This window comes from Erythrobacter crassostreae (genome assembly GCF_019204045.1).
GTDB lineage: Bacteria > Pseudomonadota > Alphaproteobacteria > Sphingomonadales > Sphingomonadaceae > Erythrobacter > Erythrobacter crassostreae.
This window is the reverse complement of sequence record NZ_JAGSPC010000003.1, coordinates 49465-68564: the sequence shown is the minus strand read 5'-3', so window position 1 is coordinate 68564 and position 19100 is coordinate 49465. Positions and strand designations below refer to the sequence as shown.

Sequence of the window (19100 nt, the reverse complement as noted above, 5' to 3'; positions counted from 1 at the left end):
CCAAGGGTACTAATGGCGGCTCGCGCACGGTACTCCCCTTAAACGCAAGTGCGAATAGAAAAGGAATTTGAAGAATATGGCAAGTGAAAGAGGCAATAGCGAGGGCACAATTGTCACGCGGTTTGCACCCTCACCCACTGGTTTTCTTCATATTGGCGGCGCTCGCACTGCCTTATTCAATTGGCTTTATGCTCGCCATCACGGCGGAAAGGCGCTTCTTCGGGTCGAAGACACCGACAAGAAGCGCTCAACTCAAGAGGCTATTGATGCAATTCTTGATGGTCTTGATTGGCTCGGCCTAGATTATGACGAGGCACCAACGTTCCAATCAGCACAAGCGGACCGTCATGCCGACGTAGCGAAGAAGTTACTCGCAGCGGGTCACGCGTATAAGTGTTATGCTACGCCCGAAGAGCTTGAGCAGATGCGGACCGAACAGCGCGCCAATAAACAGCCGATGCGCTATGATGGTCGGTGGCGTGATCGTGATCCTTCCGAAGCACAAGAGGGTGCGCCATTTGCCGTCCGTCTAAAGACCCCGCAAGGCGGTGAAACCACAATTCAAGACGAAGTCCAAGGCTCTGTTACGGTTAAGGATGACGAACTGGATGACTACATTATTCTACGCGCAGACGGTTCACCGACATACATGCTGGCCGTGGTTGTCGACGACCATGATATGGGCGTCACCCACGTAATTCGCGGGGATGATCACCTTAACAACGCTTTCCGCCAATTGCCGATTTACCGGGCTATGGATACGATTGAGGGCGGTTGGCCTGACCCGGTTTACGCGCATATTCCTCTGATTCATGGATCGGACGGGGCAAAACTATCTAAACGCCACGGCGCTTTAGGTGTAGAAGCATATCGCGATGAGATGGGCGTTCTGCCCGATGCCCTCTTCAATTATCTCCTGCGCCTTGGATGGGGTCACGGAGACCGCGAAGAGATCACCCGAGCAGAAGCGATTGACCTGTTTGAATTATCGGGTGTCGGAAAAAGCCCATCACGCTTTGACACAAAGAAGCTGGAAAACCTTAACGGTCACTATATCCGCGAAGCTGACGATACGATGCTAGCTAACATGGCTGCAAAACATATCGATGGCGAAGTTGATATTGAATTGCTGACAACGGCAATGCCTGTCCTCAAAACCCGCGCAAAGAGCATCCATGAAGTTGCTGATGGTGCAGGCTTTTTGTTTGCAAAGCGCCCACTCGATATGACCGAAAAGGCGGCAAAATTGCTCGATGATGAGGGGCGAGCGCGCCTGTCATCGGTTTCGGACGCTTTGAAGAGCGAAAATGACTGGACAATCGAGGCTCTCGAAGCCACTACAAAATCACTTGCAGAGCAACTCGAATTGGGGTTCGGCAAGTTGGCGCAGCCAATGCGAGCTGCCCTCACCGGAACGACAACCTCGCCCGGAATTTTCGATGTTCTGGTCCTTTTGGGACGGGAAGAAGCCCTCGCTCGGCTCGACGCACAGGCTGCGTGAGCTCAGGGCAAGGCAACTGAGATTTTAGCAGGAGACACATCTTGGCAGATAATAACGCCAAACTCGAAGTAGGCGGCGATACCTACGAATTCCCCGTTCTGCAGGGAAGCACCGGCCCGGATGTGGTCGATATCCGCAGGCTTTATGGTCAGACTGGCAAGTTCACATTCGACCCTGGCTATAAATCAACCGCCAGCTGCGAGAGCGCGCTGACCTATATTGACGGTCAGGAAGGCATCCTGCTGCACCGCGGTTACCCGATTGGGCAGTTGGCCGAACAATCCAGCTTTATGGAAACGTCTTACCTGTTGCTCAATGGCGAATTGCCAAGCAGTGAAGAGCTCGACGATTTCACTTACACGATCACGCGGCACACTATGCTGCACGATCAGATGCGCCAGTTTTATCAGGGTTTCCGCCGTGATGCGCATCCGATGGCGATCATGTGCGGCGTCGTGGGTGCGCTCTCTGCGTTTTATCATGACAGCACCGACATTTCTGACCCGGAGCACCGCAAGATCAGCTCGCACCGCTTGATTGCGAAAATGCCGACGATCGCGGCGAGCGCATATAAGTACTCCATCGGTCAGCCAATGATGCAGCCTGATAATTCACTAAGCTACACAGGCAATTTCCTGCGTATGACTTTCGGTGTTCCGGCTGAGGAATACGAAGTTATCCCGGCAGTTGAAAAAGCGATGGACCGGATTTTCATCCTTCACGCTGATCATGAACAGAACGCTTCGACATCGACCGTTCGTCTTGCCGGTTCATCTGGCGCGAACCCGTTTGCTTGTATTTCGGCCGGTATTGCGTGTCTGTGGGGTCCAGCGCACGGCGGCGCCAACGAAGCGGCGCTCAATATGCTCCGCGAAATTGGTACGCCGGACCGCATCCCGCATTACATCGAGCGTGCCAAAGACAAGAATGATCCATTCCGCCTGATGGGCTTTGGACACCGAGTTTATAAGAACTACGATCCGCGTGCGACTGTTATGCAAAAAACAGTCCGCGAAGTGTTCGACGCACTGAACGTGAAAGACCCTGTTTTCGAAACTGCACTCGCTCTGGAAGAAATGGCTCTTAACGATCCGTATTTCCAAGAGAAAAAGCTGTTCCCGAATGTTGATTTCTATTCGGGTGTCATCCTGTCTGCGATTGGTTTCCCGACTACGATGTTCACCGCACTTTTTGCCCTCGCCCGTACTGTGGGTTGGGTTGCGCAGTGGAACGAAATGATTTCCGATCCAGCACAGGTTATCGGTCGCCCGCGTCAGCTTTATACCGGTCCGACACAGCGCGACTACGTGCCGCTTAGCGACCGTTAAGTCCCGGGCAGAATACTATGGGCGGCACTGGCTGGCTTGCGTTGCAAGTCCACCGGCGCCGCCCAAATTCTATCTGTATCGTATTGGATAACGGCAGCGTGCCGCCCAGAGGTTAGCTGGCTGCGGGCAAGCTTAGCGTAAATTCCGCGCCAGATGCCGTTTCATCGCCTGATATTGGGGCGAGACTTAGATCGCCATCCATCGCGAGAGCCAGTTTGCGGGAGATGTAGAGGCCAAGGCCGGAGCCAGCACTTGGACCTCCGCTGCTATCACGCCCCAATCGCTCGAACTTGTTGAAAATCTTCTCGGCTTGGTCACCGCGAATGCCCGCGCCCTCATCTGCGACTGAGACCGATACCACTCCCGCATAATTTCCGGCAGTCGCCATAGTAACCGTGCTCCCTTCGGGGGAGTATGCGATCGCGTTTCCGATGAGATTGATCAGGATCTGCAGCACCCGGCGGAATTCAGCTTGGGCGATCACCTTCTCGGATTCGTTGACGATTTCTAGTTTGATTGCGCGATTTTGCGCGCGGACACCCAATATCCCCGCGGCGCGTTTGGCCGCGTCTCCCAAATCTACCTTCTCGCTAATCGTCGAAAAACTAGGAGCTTCTACCACTTCAAGATCGGTGAGATCGTCCAGCATCCCTGAAAGATGCTGTCCCGCCGAGGCTATATTGCCTGCATATTCGCTGTATTCGCTTTTGAGAGGGCCAGCCAATTTCGCTCTGATTGTTTCCGCGTTAGCGATGATCCGAGCGATGGGCTGCCGAAGGACTGGTGTGAGCGCGCTCCCGATAAAACGGGTTTGCGGGCTGTATTCTGAGTCATCAAGCTGGGATTCTTCATAGATCGGCCTGTCTGCAACAAGCAGGAGCTCAAACCCGCGAGGAGCACCGTTCGCGGCACCAATGGGCAGCAGCCTGACCCGCCACGGTCGCTCCGAGCCGGCTAACCTGCACTCAACGCCATCCAACAGGCGCCAATGGAGCGGTTGCTGATGGGCAATCCCTTGCAAATCCACATAATGCGTCCAGACTTTGCCTGGGTTATCCGTGACTTGATCTTCAAACGCAGTCGTGTCCGTTGCTGAACTGTCGAGCAGTTGCACTCTTTGCGCCTGATCAAGGCGAATGGTGATTTCCGCTGCTGCACGGTCGATTGTGTCCAACCGGTCCGCCATCTCTCGCGTTGAGCCAGCTTTGGGCGGTGTTCGCTGCCAGTTCTCGACGAAAAGCTCACATCCCCCAATCTCATCACTCAACGGATGAATCCTAACAAACCCGCTGACCTCATCCGCTCCGTCATATGCATGGAACTCACGGGCAATTCGAAGACCCAGTTCACGGCCTTGCCTGACCAGCTCAAGGAGTTCCGGAACTGCCACAACACCAGGCAGACACCCGCCACAATTTTCTTGCAGCTCCGACAGCAAATCGTCGGCTGTGATCAAACGGTCTTCAAAGTCCGTAAGGCCTCGCGCGACCAGCAGGTTGTCAGATCTCTTCATTATACAGGCCTAGAACGCCCTTTTCGAACGTGCTTGTTTCAGCACGAGAGCGGCGCGAGCAGGGTCAATGGAAGCAATATCGCTTGGCAGACGATCAACGGGCTCCAACAGCATGAACTGGCGCTCGATAGAGGCAGGTGAAAGCCCGCCTGCTCGCAAGCTGAGCGCAAGCCGTGCAGCTTGTTGCTCGTGGCAGCCTAGGACTGTGAGCTCGCGGGATTCATGAGTGATTTTCGAAAGCGCACTGGCGAATAGGGCAAGCCCTGCGTGCTCAAGCTCCAACGCCGCGACGACACCAGATTTCATAGAGGCAACAAGCCGTGCGAACAGACCAATCCGGCCGGCGCCTTCATCATAACTCGCCTTGATCCGCTTGACTGCTTCCGCAGCAGTTGGATCAGTTTTGTCATGTTTCATCCACCGCTTAAGAACCGTATCCAGTAGTTCAGCCGGAAGCTCAGAAAGAGGCAACTCCATCCGCCTCTGGCTTTGGATGAAACGCGATTGGGCCGCCAACGCATTCATTGCCATTTCGGCGACAGCGGGCCGATCCGAGGCGATCAATTCCTGAAGCAGCGGGCTAAGGATAGGATCAATCGAAGCGCGATGCGCAAGGCGCTCGGTCAAGATGCCTTCCATTGCCAATGCGTAACAATAACTGAGGACGACATTGTCCCCCGCAAGCCGGTCAGACAATTGATCCACCGTGCGGCTGTCTTCCAATGGTCTTGCTGTCTCATTTCTGGCTGAGAGCAGCTGCGATGCCATTGATGAAAGCATACCGCGGAGTCTAGCAACTATCGCATCGCTCACCAGAGTTTGGCCTGAACTTGCTAGCATGTGCGTCAGTACCGGCGGAACCGAACTGAGGGCGCGATCTGCACGGGCAAGTTCATCCGTCAGGATCAACTCGACACCGGTTTCCCTTTCGGGGTTTTCGGATCGGGGCTCTACGCCTTTTTTCACCGTTACGCCCATCTTTAATCGCCATTCAAAGGCTCAAAATTGCTCACTCATCGATAGCGAAGAAATGTCGCCAAGTAGACTGGGCAAGCGCCAACAAGCCCAGCAAGACCAGACCTTCGCTGAGCACATCATAGACGGTACAAATTGCAAGCGCCGCAAGGTGCAACGCGCGGTCGTTCCAAAATGGGGCGACACGAAGCGTAGAATTGCCCGCTGCCAACCACAGTAAGCCGACTACAAATATCGGAAGTGCCGCCAGCACCACCGGCTGTACAGTGAGCGCAAAAGCGAGTGATGCGATAGCAAAAACGTCTCGCACAGCATTGAAATACCCAAATATATTGAGGTGATCGGCGGCACCAAAGAGCGTGACTTTCGTGTCCCGAGAAATCTCACCAAATGAGCCGACTGCCGCCCCAAGAGCGGCAACACCAAGCCCGATCGATGCATTGCCATAGGAAACCAAACCGACCGACAAGATAGCCAAAATCACCGCTGTGATAACGCAAATGGCGGGACCATTAGCAATGCCTGTTCCCGCGCTTAGCCTGACAAGTTTTGACGCAATCGCGAGGGTTGGACCGCTCCACTCGGACTTTGGCACAGCTAAGTCTAGGATAGTTTCTTGGCGCTCTACAACTGCCTCTGTATCTGCCGCGAGAAGCCATTGGATTGGCTCGTGTTCGTCCAACAGGATCGGGTTGGTTTCTGTGCGAGACTGCAGCGCAATCCGCAAAAGCAATGATATGGTGTCCCCATCAGGAGGCAGGTCTGCCAGCTTCTGAGCGTGGGACGCTCGCATTGTTGTAAGCCCTGCCCAACAGCGCGTCGCATCAATCCGTTCAAATTCTGCCGGGTATCGCTCGGTCAGCGCCGATCCTGCTTCCAGAGTAAAAACCGAACTGCGAAGCGTTTCGCCATCTTTCACAGCGATTTCAGCCAACTGCGGATCCACCACCAATCCGTCGAGTAGCATCAGCAAAACCTCATCGGGCTTCAGCAGTGTAAGCAGCTGCAATGATGTACGGATGGCATGGAATTCGCCTCCTTTGTCTTCGACTGTATGCTGCAATTCCAGAATTTCTGGCGATGGTGCGTCACAAAGAACGACAATTCGAGTGCATCCCAGCTGCATCGCAAGAGAAATTTGCCACGCAATCACTGGCTCACCAACAAGCGGTATCAACGCTCGCAGATCACCAGTTGCAGTACGTTTTCGCGCCGACAGTAATGCGGTGTTCAAAGAAGCCATCTCTCAACAAAGCGCCACAACAAGGCGCCCCGCAGTGCTAGGCGTGTTAGAGCGTCCGCTTCAAGCGACGTCTTGTGGATACCGGTAAAATTTGAGGGAAGCAGCGCGCAATTCGCGCCGAAACAGTGCCTAAAAGCGATCCAGAACTGTTTCGATGTCGCGTATGGCTGCCGGTTCACCGGGCGCAGAAATAAGAGCTTTCTCAGCTGCATCGAGAAGTTCCTCGCTGTGAAAACTCGCGGCAAGGCCCTTTAGCCGCATCGCTGCGACATTCCAGTTGCCGTCGCACCGCGATCTTTTCAGCAAATCCAGCTGCTTTTGTGCACTTTCGATAAAAGCAGCGCGAAGCTCGCGCATCAACGCCGGGTCATTGCCCGCCGCCGCCGCCAAAGTGGCATCAAGTGCTCCGCTTTCATAAGCCATTTCGCACTCATAGACCCTAGATAGTTAAAGCGGGGTTTATCCACAGCCCTTCTGTGGTATCTGGGGTGCATGACCAAGAAGAACCAGATCGTCCGGGCCATTGGCTTGAATTCCGAAGACACAGCTGCCGAAGGCGTGGCGAGAGGCGACGAAGCTATCTCGAACGAATTTGAGGCGGCATCGGACGACGTTGAAGAATACGATCTGTACGAGGACGATTTTGAGAATGGATCCGGTAGACTTACCTGGGTAGCGCCTGCATTTGCCATTCTTGTAGTGGCCGGTTGGACAGCCCTTTACGGTTGGGCAATGCGCGCGGAACTTGCGGCTGCGGCGAGTGCGGCCCCGGCGCAATGGACGCGCTGGATCATTGACTGGTCTGTTCCTGTTTTGCTGGTTGCGGTGACATGGCTCATCGCGATGCGAAATTCGCGCGCCGAAGCCAAACGGTTTGCGAACACGGCTTCTGCTCTCAGTGAGGAAAGTACACGTCTCGAAGGCCGTCTCAATGTCGTGAATCGCGAATTGAGTCTAGCTCGCGAATTTCTTGGCGCACAATCACGCGAACTGGAATCTTTAGGCCGCATTGCGAGCGAGAAGCTTACTACGCATGCGTCCGAGCTCCAAGATTTGATCAAAAACAACGGTAAACAGGTGGACCGGATTGGCAGCGCCAGCGAGACCGCCTTGGACAATATGACAAAGCTGCGTGATGATTTGCCTGTTGTCGCGAACTCTGCTCGCGATGTCTCAAACCAAGTCGGCAATGCGGGGCGAACCGCCCAAGAGCAGCTGGAAAAGTTGGTGACGGGGTTCGAACGCTTGAACCAATTCGGCAGCGCTAGCGAAAATCAGGTAACAGCGTTAGGCGAGAAAGTCGGTCAGACGCTGAGCGGTTTTGAAGGGCAGCTAGCTCAGATTGACAGCCTGGTTTCCAATCGTTTTGCTGCGTTGCAGACCGAGGCAGGCGCCTATCGAGACGAAATTGGCGAAGCCGAAGAACATGCCCTTTCTGCGATGAACAAACGAATTATCGTACTGCAAAGCGAGGCGAAAGCCGTTTCTGCCACCTTGCGGCAAGCCGAAGTTGGGGCGCTAGAACAACTGAGAGCTGCAAAGTCGCGGATTGGCGACGAAGTCACGACGATGGTCGATTCACTCGACCGTTTGGATCAAAAAGCAATTGCTGCTGCTCAGCAACGCCTTTCCGAGATGCAAGCGGATGCCGACCGTTTTGAAGAAGCACTGACAAAACGCGATGCGCGCTTCGTAGAAGAAATGGAGCGCAAGCAGGCCGGGTTTGATACCCGCGAAGCTCAGGCGACAGAAGTGCTTGCACAGCGACTTTCTGATCTGGATGAAGCCATTGCCGAACGACGTGAAGTCCAAACGGCGGAGACTGAAAAGCTGGTCGCGCACACGGTAGAGATGACCCAGCAGTTGGATCAACTCGGCGAGTTGATCGGAAAAGTATCTGAGCACGGCGAATCGACCCGTACAAATCTCACTTCTGGTCTCGAAGATCTGGACGCGCAGATTGAAGCCAAGCGGGCTGCTTTGGCGGAGACCGAAGCACAGCTTGACGGGCTAACGGAATCAGGAATTCGCTTGCTGGAGATCATTCAATCAGGCGCGAAACACAGCCGCGAAGACCTTCCAGCAGCGATTAAGGGCGCGTCTGATGAACTGGGTGCCGTAGAAGCCCGCGCAACCGAGTTAAGCGGTCTCATGCTTCAGGCGAGCCAGCACGGCAGTGAGCTAAGCGAATACCTTGTGACGACACGCGAAACTGTCAGCGAAACCGAGAGTTCAATTGAAACGCTACAGACCAAGTTGGGTGAGCAGGCCGAGGAAACACTGGCTAAGCTACAGGGGTTGAGGTCAGGCTTTGCATTGCTCTCAGATGAGAGCCAATCGATGGCTGGCGAGACACAGGATGCACTGCGAGAAGCATTGGAGAAACTCGAAACGGCAACGAATGCCGCATTCGCTGCCTTGGACGAAGGCGCTCGTAGCAAGGTGATTGCGCTGGCTGATGGCATCGGAAAAGATGCGGTCGAAGCCCTAGAGAGATCGCTGCGCACATCAAGCGCCGAGACAATCGGGAAGCTTGAACAAGCGGCGGCACATGCTTCCGGTGTCGGTAGGGAAGCGACCGTTCAATTGCGCGATCAACTGGTTAAAGTGAACGAACTCACCGGTAACCTTGAACAGAGAATTGCCGATGCTCGCGAGCAGGCCGAGGAGCAAATCAACAACGATTTTGCGCGCAGGATGTCGCTTATCACGGACAGCCTCAATTCGAACGCGATAGATATCGCTTCTGCTCTGTCTGAAGAAGTTTCAGACACCGCTTGGGATGCCTATTTAAAGGGCGATCGTGGCATCTTCACACGGCGGGCAGTTCGACTAATTGATAGCAATGAGGCACGCGAAATTGCGGATCTCTACCAACGTGATGACGCGTTTAAAGGGAATGTCAGCCGCTTTATCCATGACTTTGAAAAGATGCTGCGTTCGATGCTTTCCACACGCGATGGCAATGCCCTAGGCGTCACAGTCTTGGGATCCGATATGGGCAAGCTTTACGTTGTGCTGGCGCAATCGATTGAGCGTTTCCGGAATTAGGCCGCTTCGCCAGTTGCACTTGGTGGCTTCGGAAAGATGTCGAGCACTTCGACACCGATCCAACCATATTCGAAATTGAGCACAAACAACGTCGTCAAAATGATGGCGATTATCGTCGCGCGGATAAGCAGTTTGCGTGGTCGGAAGTTAACTGGCGCGCTCTCTGCCTGACCCGGAATGACCGCCTCGCCAACCTCTTCAGCTGTACGAACACCAAACGGCAGCATGATGAAAGCTGTCATCACCCAGATCAGAAAATAGATCGCTAGGATCGACGTCCACTCCATCACCGCGATCCTTCACGAACCAAGCCCGGCATTATAACCCGCACTTGCGGGCTCTTACCAGCCCACCGCCGCGCGGCGCGGCGCGCTGCTAGACGCGCTGCTTCGTGCACCGCAGCCGGGTCCTGCGCATCCCTGCCCTTAAGCTTACCGATGGCTTTCAGAATGTCTTCCTGAGTTTCTTCGATAAACTCTGGAAGGTCTTCGTCTAAAGGTAGACCCACCGCCTCAATTGCCGGCTTCTCTCCCCTTAGCAGGACAACGACCATAACGCCCTCGCCCGAAATCCGACGCCGCATTGTGATGGCCTCCCCATCTGCCGGAGCAATGATGTCTCCATCAAGGACTAGGCGGCCATTGCGGACTTGAGCCAGACGTCCGGGGTCACCAGGAGCCAACCGGACGATGTCACCGTTTGATTGTACGACATTGTGCGGGATACCAGCCTCTTTACCGACCTTGGCTTGCTCACGCATGTGACGGATTTCACCATGTACCGGCACCAGAACCTCTGGTCGCAGCCACTCATAGAGAGCCTCAAGCTCAGGGCGACCGGGATGGCCAGAAACATGAATCATGCTCTGCCGGTCAGTGACCATCGTCACACCTTTTGCCGCAAGCATGTTCTGGATCTTGCCAATCGAAATCTCGTTACCGGGGATCTGGCGCGACGAAAACAGCACCACGTCGCCACTACTAAGCGACAAGCGGTGATTATCATCAGCGATCCTTGAAAGAGCCGCGCGGGGCTCTCCCTGCCCGCCAGTAGCGAGGATCATCACCTCACCGCGCGGCAAGTTCATCGCGGTATTGAAGTCCACCGTTTGCGGGAAATTCTCTAGGTAGCCGTTGTCTTGAGCAACCTCGATAATCCGGTCGAGTGATCGCCCTGCAACGCAAAGCTGGCGCCCGTTCTCGCGGGCAACTTCGCCAAGGGTCTGGAGACGCGCAACGTTGCTCGCAAAGGTTGTCACAAGCACGCGCTTACCCGCGTGTTTCGCCACTTCCTCCATCAGGCCCGTGTGCACTGCCCCTTCCGAACCTGAAGGGTTGGGGTTGAAGACGTTCGTGCTGTCACAAACAAGTGTATGCACGCCGTCATCGCCAATCGCGCGCAGCTCCTCCTCGGTAGTCGGCTCGCCGATGATCGGCTCCTCGTCCAACTTCCAATCACCGGTGTGAAACACTTTGCCATAAGGCGTGTCGATAAGCAGCGCATTGCCCTCTGCAATAGAGTGAGCAAGCGGCAAATACGTCACGCTGAAGGGACCAATGTCGATCTGTCCGTGATCTTCTTCGATAATGTTCAGCTCGACCTTGCCCAGCAAACCAGCCTCTTCAAGCTTTCGCGCGACCAGATCGGCCGTGAATGGGGTCGCATAAAGCGGCACACCGAGCTCACCTGCAAAATACGGGACAGCGCCAATATGGTCCTCATGCGCGTGAGTTAGGACAATACCAAGCAGGTCGCGTGTGCGCTCTTCAATGAACTCCAGGTCCGCGAAGACTAGATCGACGCCAGGATATTCATTGCCTGAAAAAGTCATGCCGAGATCGACCATCAACCACTTTCCATCACAGCCGTATAAATTGACATTCATGCCAATCTCTCCGGAGCCGCCCAGGGCGAGGAAAAGCAGTTCGTTTTCGGGGGTAAAGTTGTTTTTCACGTAATCTCTATTCTGGTAAAATTCAGTCCGCGTCAGCGGCCTGCTGCGCAAGGATGGCGAGGCCTTCAATCGTTAGATCGGCATCGACATGGTCAAATATATCGGTCGCATCGTCGAACAAGATCGCGAGACCGCCTGTTGCAACCACCTTCGCAGGGCGACCAATCTCGGCCTTCATACGTTCGACTATGCCCTCCATCATCGCGACATAGCCCCAGAACACACCAATCAGCATTTGATCTTCGGTGTTGCGACCAATCACGCTTTTGCTCTCGGGAGCGCGGATAGCAATGCGAGGGAGCTTAGCCGTCTTACCCACCAATGCATCGAGCGACAGATTGATCCCCGGAGCAATCGACCCGCCTTTATACGCACCATTGAAATCAATCGCCTCGAACTTGGTCGCGGTGCCGAAATCGATCACGATCAAATCGCCGCCATAATTTTTATGGGCGGCGAGGATATTGAGAGCGCGGTCCGCGCCAAGCGAGCTTGGCTGGTCGACATCAATCGCAAACTGCCACGCAGCTTTGCCCTCACCCGCCTTTAGAGGTGTGATCCCGAAATATTTTTGCGCCAATACGCTGAGATTGTGATCAGCACGCGGGACAACAGAAGCGTAGACAATCTGCTCAATTGCATCGCGCGATACATTTTCGATTTCGAGCAATTGTAGAAGCCAAACCGCATACTCATCCCCGGTCCGGCGCGGATCGGTTGCGATGCGCCAGCGGGCGCGTGTGGATAGCCCTCCCTTCCCGTCAGGTTCGAACAGGGCGAATACCACATTGGTGTTTCCGACATCGGCAGCGAGCAGCATCAATTATCCTTCCGCAATCATCGCAACATCACCAGCATGGATAGTCCGCAAGGCGCCATTCGCCAAGCACAGTAGCAATGCGCCGTTCTGATCCAATCCGGCAAAGCTGCCTCGCACTTCACCTTCATCACCTGACTTGATAGACAGCGCAGTCCCTACTGGATGCGCAGCGCCTGTCCATGCATCAAGTGTGGCCGGTAATCCGAATTGACGCCAATTGCTGACGCGTTGGACAAGAGCATCAGCGAGCAGCGACAGAACGAGCCCCGGGTTCCCTCCATGTTTGCCATTCTCATACAGGACAGATGTGGTTTCACGATCCGGTAGCTCTGGCGCGTGGCAAACGTTTACACCCACGCCCGCGACGACCTTATCCCCCACCCGTTCCAATAGAATGCCCGCGATCTTCGCACCGCGAACGAGTACGTCATTCGGCCATTTCAGCACAGTAGGGGTCCGTGGTAGGAGGCTCCGTTTGAGTGCGTCGGATACAGCAAGACCGACGACAAACGAAAGGCTGTGGGCGGGCGGATCACCCTCACGGACATCAATTACTGTGCTGCAAAAAAGGTTGCCGCTCGGGCTTTCCCATTTTCGGCCCAGTCGCCCTCGCCCGCCAGTTTGGCGTTCTGCCTGAAGCCATTTGCCTTCTAAGACGGCTTCTCCATTGCCGATCCTATCGATTAGATCAGCGTTGGTGGAACCAGTGACCTCAATCGTTTCGATCAAACCGCGAGATACAGCGCCGAGGCTGCCTTATCAGCGAGGTCAGAAATTGATGGCGTAAGCAGATAACCAAGCGGTGAGATGATCGCCGCGGTCAGGAACAGCAGCGCCCAATGCGCGGCTCCGCTGCTGCCTTTTACCACGTCTTCAGGCTCGTCGAAAAACATCACTTTGACAAACTTGATGTAGTAAAACGCCCCAATCACGCTGGCGGCAATAGCGATCGCGCCGAATACGATCAATCCGGCGTCAACTGTCGCCTGGAAAATTACGAATTTGCCGTAGAAACCAAGCAATGGTGGGATTCCGGCGAGGCTGAACATCGTGAAGAGCAGGCACCATGCAATCGCAGGTTTTGTAACGGATAGGCCGCGAATGTCAGAGAACGTCTCGTATAAAGTTCCGTCCTCACCGCGAAGCATCAACAACGCGGCGAATGCGCCAACGCTCATCGCAACATATACGAACAGGTAAACTAGCATCGCACTGACGCCTGCTTGTTCTGCCACGGCAAGGCCCAACAGGATGAAGCCGACATTGTTGATAGAGGAATACGCGAGCAACCGCTTCAAGTTTTCCTGACCGATGGCGCCCAATGCGCCGAAGATGATCGATGCAAGCGCGGTGAACATCACGATCTGCTGCCAAGCGAGCACCTGTGCGCCGAACACTTCGATTACGACGCGCGCGGTCAATGCAACGGCGGCAACCTTAGGGGCTGTGGCGAAGAACATCGTGACCGGTGTCGGCGCCCCTTCATACACGTCCGGCGTCCACATATGGAACGGAACCGCCGCGATTTTGAAAGCTAGGCCAGCCATAACAAAGATCAGACCAAACATTGCGCCGGTTGCCAATTCGCCGGTCAATCCGGCGCGAACCGTCGCAAAGTCGGTCCCACCTGTGAAGCCGTAAAGCAGACTCATGCCGTAAAGGAGAATACCCGATGCGAGAGCGCCGAGGACGAAATACTTCAGGCCCGCCTCCGCAGAGCGCCCATCACGGCGCAGGATTGCTGCGAGGACATATGAGGCGAGGCTGTTTAGCTCTAGCCCGAGATACAGCGTCATAAAGTCGCTGGCCGATACCATGATGCTCATGCCCAGAGCCGCGAACAGGATCAGAATTGGAAATTCAGCCCGCATCCCGCGCTCTGCTCCCGCGGCCGGACCGCTGAAGAAGGCAGGTGCAACCATTAGGCAAGCGATGGCAGCAAGATAGATCAATGCTTTGGCAAACAGCGCGAATGTATCCACCCGCATTAAGCCGCCAAAAGCGATGACTTCAGGTCCGTCAGTGCCGAAATGGAGACCAGGAACGAGCATCAATCCGGCAGCGAAAAACGCTGTGGCGGCAGCAATCGCGATAAACCGAGCCGATTTGTCACCGCCCCAAGCGGCAACCATCAACAGAACAAGACCCGCGCCGGTCAGGATAAGTTCGGGCACGATCAGCGCAAAGGAAGCTGCGAAGTCCATCAGTGGTCTCCCCTTTCATGCGCTTCAAAGGTGATAGCGTTCGCCGCCCTCTCACGAGCAGGACCATCTGCCAACTGGCTGTCATCAGCCGGAGCCGCCGAGGCAATCCTTGCGTCCAGTGCGGCAATGTCGGCCCGCATCGGTGCAAGGAAACTTTCAGGATAGACGCCCATCCACAGCACCACGGCTGCGATGGCGGCCATCATGCTCCATTCGCGCGCATCCATATCCGGCATTGCTGCCGCATCTTCATTGTTCTGCGCACCAAAGGCAACGCGGCGATAGAGATAAAGCATGTAGCCAGCGCCCAAAATAATGCCCGTGGTGCACACAAATGCGACCCACGTTGACACCTGATAAATACCTGCGAGCGCAAGGAATTCGCCAACAAAGTTGCTGGTGCCTGGCAGACCGATGCTGGCCATGGTGAACAGCAGGAAGAATGTCGCGTAATACGGCATGTTGATGCTGAGCCCGCCGTAACGGCTAATCTCGCGCGTATGCAGTCGGTCGTAGATAACTCCAACGCACAGGAATAGCGCGCCGGATACGAGGCCGTGGCCGAGCATGATCATCATCGCGCCTTCAAGGCCTTGAACGTTGAATGCGAAAAGACTGGCTGTGACGAGAGCCATGTGTGCGACCGAAGAGTATGCGATCAGCTTTTTCATATCGTGCTGAACCAGCGCGACGAGCGAGGTGTAGACCACTGCCACCATCGACAGAGCGAAAATCATCCATGCAAGCTCGCCGCTCGCCTCAGGGAACATCGGCAGACTGAACCGGATAAAGCCGTAACCACCCAGCTTCAGCAGGACCCCAGCAAGGATGACAGAGCCCGCCGTCGGTGCCTGAACGTGCGCATCCGGCAGCCACGTATGAACCGGCCACATGGGCATTTTCACCGCAAAGCTCGCGAAGAATGCGAGGAACAGCCAGAATTGCGCATCGCCATCGAAGTTGTATTGCATAAGTGTCGGTATGTCTGACGTGCCGGCAGCGCCAACCATCCAGAACATCGCGATCAGCATCAAAACCGAACCAAACAGCGTGTAGAGGAAGAATTTATAGCTGGCGTAGATGCGATTATCTCCGCCCCACACACCAATGATGAGATACATCGGGATCAGGCCAGCTTCAAAGAAGATGTAAAACAGGAACAGATCCTGCGCGGCGAAAACGCCGATCATCAACACTTCCATAAACAAGAAGGCCGCCATGTATTCGCCAACCCGCTTGTTGATCGAAGTCCAACTGGCAAGGATACAAATCGGCATTAGGAACACGCTGAGCATGATCAGCATCAACGATATACCATCGATGCCCAGAGCATACGCGAAGCCTTCAAACAGCTCCGCACGCTCGGTAAACTGCCACTGCGGCCCGCCAATCTCGAAATTCATCCAGAGCAGCACCCCCAAAGCAAATGTCGCCAGCGTTGCTGCCAATGCGATGCCACGTGCGGCGGCTCCGCCTGAGAACAAGCAAAGGATCGCGCCAGCAAGCGGCACCAGCATCATGGTGGTGAGTATCGGAAAGCCGTCCATTACAGGAGCACCCAGGTAATAGCCGCGATCAGGCCGAGCAGCATGATCAACGCGTACGTATAGAGATAGCCCGACTGGATCGACTTGGTCGCGCCCGAGCTGCGCTCAACAACCCAAGCGATGCCATTGGGGCCAAAGCGGTCAATCGTACCGATATCGCCCAGCTTCCAGAACTGGCGTCCAAACCAGAAAGCAGGCTTTACGAAGATACGATCATAGAGCTCATCGAAATACCATTTGTTGTACACGAAGCGGTGCAGCCACGGCACAGCCGCGACAAACTTCGCGGGAAGTTCAGGCTTGGCGATGTAGGCGAGATAAGCCCCTGCAAAGCCGAGGATCATTACGACCAGAGCAGAGTACTTCACCCAATAAGGCACTGCATGCATCGCGTGCATGAGGTTTTCATTGTAGAAGATAGAGCTAGCCCAGAACGTAGCATCATCAAGAAAACTTGGCGCAAAAACCTGACCAGCGGCGATCGCTCCAACTGTCAGGAGGACAAGCGGGATCAGCATCGCAATCGGGCTTTCATGCGGATGATATCCGCCGGTTGTGTCTTCGCCCGCTTCTTCGGGTGTTTTGTGAACCGAGTGCTGAATATGCTCGCTCTCAATCCAACGCGGCTTGCCCCAGAATGTAAGGAACATGAGGCGCCAGCTGTAAAAGCTCGTCAGCAGCGCAGCGATCACGCCGAGCCAGAAGGACATAACCGAAATCTCTGTTCCGCGTGCAAAGGCGACTTCGAGCACAGCATCCTTCGACCAGAAGCCCGCAAAGCCAACGCCGAGGTGGTAAACACCCAGACCGGTAATCGCGAGCGTACCCGCCAGCATAGCGTAGAACGTCAACGGGATTTGCTTCCGCAAACCGCCGTAATACCGCATGTCTTGCTCGTGATGCATTGCATGAATGACTGAGCCCGCGCCAAGGAACAGCAGTGCCTTAAAGAAAGCGTGCGTGAACAGGTGGAACATCGCGACATTGTACGCACCCACCCCGGCAGCGAAGAACATATAGCCCAACTGCGAACACGTTGAGTATGCAATGACGCGTTTGATGTCCCACTGGGTTGTGCCGATGGTCGCAGCGAAGAAGCACGTTGCCGCGCCCACAACCGTGACGATCATCAACGCTGCCGGGGCGGTCTCAAACATGGGCGAGAGGCGGCAAAGCATGAACACGCCCGCCGTGACCATCGTCGCCGCGTGGATCAGCGCAGAAACAGGCGTTGGCCCTTCCATCGCGTCCGGCAGCCAAGTGTGCAGGAACAACTGCGCAGACTTACCCATCGCACCCACAAACAGCAGGATACATAGAATATCCATCGTGTAGAGGCGCATGCCGAGGAAGCCGATTGTCGTGCCTGACATAGCTGGCGCGGCTTCAAGGATTTCTGTGATTGACGTGGTCTGGAAAACCAGAAACGTGCCGAAGATACCGAGCATAAAGCCGAGGTCACCCACCCGGTTGACCACAAATGCTTTGATCGCGGCGGCACCGGCGGTTGGCTTCTTGAACCAGAAACCGATCAGCAGATACGAAGCAAGGCCCACCCCTTCCCAGCCAAAGAACATCTGGACGAGGTTATCTGCAGTCACGAGCATCAGCATCGCGAATGTGAAAAGTGACAGATATGCGAAGAAGCGCGGCTGATCCGGGTCTTCCTCCATGTATCCCCACGAATAGAGATGCACGAGCGCGGAAACGCTGTTGATGACGACCAGCATGATCGCTGTCAGCGTGTCGACACGCAGCGCCCAGTCGAAACTCATAGAGCCGGATTCGACCCATTTGAGCACCGGCACGACCTCTGCAATCGCGCTGCCATTCAAGAACGCAAGGAATATTGGCCAGCTAAGAGCCGCCGATACAAACAGCGCGCCAGTTGTGATCGACTTCGCAAAAACGCTCGGCGCGTTCTTGTTCACCAACCCTGCTACGATCGATGCGAGCAGAGGGAGGAAAACGATAAGAAGGATTTGGGTTTGCACCGGTGCTTATCCCTTCATCCGGTTCACATCGTCGACCGCGATTGTGCCGCGACCTCGGAAATAGATGACTAGGATAGCGAGCCCGATTGCAGCCTCGGCGGCCGCAACAGTCAGAACGAGCATCGCGAACACCTGACCCACAAGGTCATTCATAAAGGCGCTGAAAGCGACCAGATTAATGTTCACCGCGAGCAGAATAAGCTCAATCGCCATCAGGATAACGATTACATTCTTCCGGTTCAGGAAAATGCCGAGCACGCCCAGCACGAACAGGATCGCGCCGACAACAAGGTAGTGTTCAATGCCGACCCCGCCTAAATTAGTCATAGCTCGATCCCTTGCCCGGTTTCCGGGTTCTTCAGTACGGTTGCATCTTCGGGCCGGCGCGCGATCTGCTTCCCAATATCCTGACGCCCACGAGCGCCCGGCTTCGGAGGCTGGAACGTCAACACAATCGCCCCGATCATAGCCACGAGCAGGATGATGCCCGCTACTTCAAACAAGAAGATATAGCGGCCATAGAGCAGCACACCTATTGCCTCGATGTTGCTTTGGCCTACACGTTGCGCCGCAGCGCCGTCAGCAGTGGCAAGCTCAAGCCCGCCAGCATTGTATGCGCCAAGGCCAAGGATCAGTTCCGCCAACAGGATCAGCGCAACCGCAATCCCCAGCGGGAAGTTCTTGATAAACCCTGCGCGCATGGCGGCAAAATCAATGTCGAGCATCATCACCACGAAGAGGAACAGCACGGCGACTGCCCCCACGTATACGATGACAAGGAGCATCGCGATGAACTCCGCGCCGACGAGAACCATCAGGCCCGCCGCGTTGAAAAACGCGAGGATCAGCCACAGCACGCTATGCACCGGATTGCGCGACATGATGACCATCACCGCGCTTGCGATGACCAGCCCTGCGAACAGGTAGAAGGCTAAGGTTTGAATCATGATCCCTGTTTTTCCGTCCCGTG

At 55.2% G+C, this 19100-nt stretch carries 16 protein-coding genes; 3 read left to right on the top strand and 13 right to left on the bottom strand.

The genetic code is table 11. The features are described 5' to 3' along the window. The first annotated feature begins 76 nt into the window (after positions 1-76). Together gltX and KCG46_RS11695 are read left to right on the top strand one after the other, a co-directional pair. Positions 77-1501, top strand: a complete 1425-nt coding sequence (gltX, locus tag KCG46_RS11700; protein ID WP_218405615.1) for a glutamate--tRNA ligase — start codon at positions 77-79, stop codon at positions 1499-1501. Positions 1502-1542: 41 nt separating this feature from the next. Continuing rightward, on the top strand, positions 1543-2829 hold the full coding sequence (locus KCG46_RS11695; RefSeq protein ID WP_218405614.1) for a citrate synthase: 1287 nt from the start codon (positions 1543-1545) through the stop codon (positions 2827-2829). A 112-nt stretch (positions 2830-2941) separates the two neighbouring features. Here KCG46_RS11695 and KCG46_RS11690 read toward each other — a convergent pair whose 3' ends face one another. The 4 genes from KCG46_RS11690 to KCG46_RS11675 all read right to left on the bottom strand — a co-directional run bounded on the left by KCG46_RS11690 (position 2942) and on the right by KCG46_RS11675 (position 6983). Further along, positions 2942-4342, bottom strand: a complete 1401-nt coding sequence (locus KCG46_RS11690) for a sensor histidine kinase (protein WP_218405613.1) — start codon at positions 4340-4342, stop codon at positions 2942-2944. A 9-nt stretch (positions 4343-4351) separates the two neighbouring features. Next, positions 4352-5320 carry a hypothetical protein gene (locus KCG46_RS11685; protein WP_218405612.1) on the bottom strand — a complete coding sequence of 323 codons (969 nt, stop codon included), beginning with the start codon at positions 5318-5320 and terminating at the stop codon, positions 4352-4354. A gap of 31 nt (positions 5321-5351) precedes the next feature. Then, positions 5352-6560: a hypothetical protein gene (locus tag KCG46_RS11680; RefSeq protein WP_218405611.1), complete on the bottom strand. Its 1209-nt coding sequence runs from the start codon at positions 6558-6560 to the stop codon at positions 5352-5354. 129 nt (positions 6561-6689) lie between these two features. Continuing rightward, on the bottom strand, positions 6690-6983 hold the full coding sequence (locus tag KCG46_RS11675) for an Hpt domain-containing protein (RefSeq protein WP_218405610.1): 294 nt from the start codon (positions 6981-6983) through the stop codon (positions 6690-6692). 69 nt (positions 6984-7052) lie between these two features. Between KCG46_RS11675 and KCG46_RS11670 the strand changes: the two genes are divergently transcribed. Then, the gene (locus tag KCG46_RS11670; protein ID WP_255551984.1) at positions 7053-9611 is read left to right on the top strand and encodes a coiled-coil domain-containing protein; all 2559 of its coding nucleotides are present in this window, start codon (positions 7053-7055) and stop codon (positions 9609-9611) included. Here KCG46_RS11670 and KCG46_RS11665 read toward each other — a convergent pair. Genes KCG46_RS11665 through KCG46_RS11625 form a run of 9 tightly spaced genes read right to left on the bottom strand, consistent with a single transcriptional unit; the run spans position 9608 to position 19077 of the window. Then, positions 9608-9898, bottom strand: coding sequence for a DUF1467 family protein (locus tag KCG46_RS11665; RefSeq protein WP_218405609.1), 291 nt, complete (start codon positions 9896-9898; stop codon positions 9608-9610). The genes KCG46_RS11670 and KCG46_RS11665 overlap by 4 nt on opposite strands. Continuing rightward, the gene (locus KCG46_RS11660; protein WP_218405608.1) at positions 9898-11565 is read right to left on the bottom strand and encodes a ribonuclease J; all 1668 of its coding nucleotides are present in this window, start codon (positions 11563-11565) and stop codon (positions 9898-9900) included. The genes KCG46_RS11665 and KCG46_RS11660 overlap by 1 nt, the downstream gene beginning before the upstream one ends. A 22-nt stretch (positions 11566-11587) precedes the next feature. After that, a complete protein-coding gene (locus KCG46_RS11655; protein ID WP_218405607.1) occupies positions 11588-12385 on the bottom strand; it encodes a type III pantothenate kinase in 798 nt (265 codons plus the stop codon). Positions 12386-12388: 3 nt separating this feature from the next. Beyond that, entirely contained in the window at positions 12389-13114 is a 726-nt protein-coding gene (locus KCG46_RS11650; RefSeq protein WP_218405606.1) for a biotin--[acetyl-CoA-carboxylase] ligase, read from the bottom strand. After that, the gene (gene nuoN / locus KCG46_RS11645; RefSeq protein WP_218405605.1) at positions 13111-14589 is read right to left on the bottom strand and encodes an NADH-quinone oxidoreductase subunit NuoN; all 1479 of its coding nucleotides are present in this window, start codon (positions 14587-14589) and stop codon (positions 13111-13113) included. The genes KCG46_RS11650 and nuoN overlap by 4 nt, the downstream gene beginning before the upstream one ends. Further along, on the bottom strand, positions 14589-16136 hold the full coding sequence (locus tag KCG46_RS11640) for an NADH-quinone oxidoreductase subunit M (protein ID WP_218405604.1): 1548 nt from the start codon (positions 16134-16136) through the stop codon (positions 14589-14591). Before KCG46_RS11640 ends, nuoN begins: the two co-directional genes overlap by 1 nt. Continuing rightward, a complete protein-coding gene (gene nuoL, locus KCG46_RS11635) occupies positions 16136-18130 on the bottom strand; it encodes an NADH-quinone oxidoreductase subunit L (protein ID WP_218405603.1) in 1995 nt (664 codons plus the stop codon). The genes KCG46_RS11640 and nuoL overlap by 1 nt, the downstream gene beginning before the upstream one ends. A gap of 6 nt (positions 18131-18136) precedes the next feature. Further along, positions 18137-18457 (bottom strand): NADH-quinone oxidoreductase subunit NuoK, encoded by a 321-nt coding sequence (gene nuoK / locus KCG46_RS11630; protein ID WP_218405602.1) that lies wholly within the window; start codon positions 18455-18457, stop codon positions 18137-18139. Next, positions 18454-19077, bottom strand: coding sequence for an NADH-quinone oxidoreductase subunit J (locus KCG46_RS11625; protein ID WP_218405601.1), 624 nt, complete (start codon positions 19075-19077; stop codon positions 18454-18456). The genes nuoK and KCG46_RS11625 overlap by 4 nt, the downstream gene beginning before the upstream one ends. Positions 19078-19100: the final 23 nt, after the last annotated feature.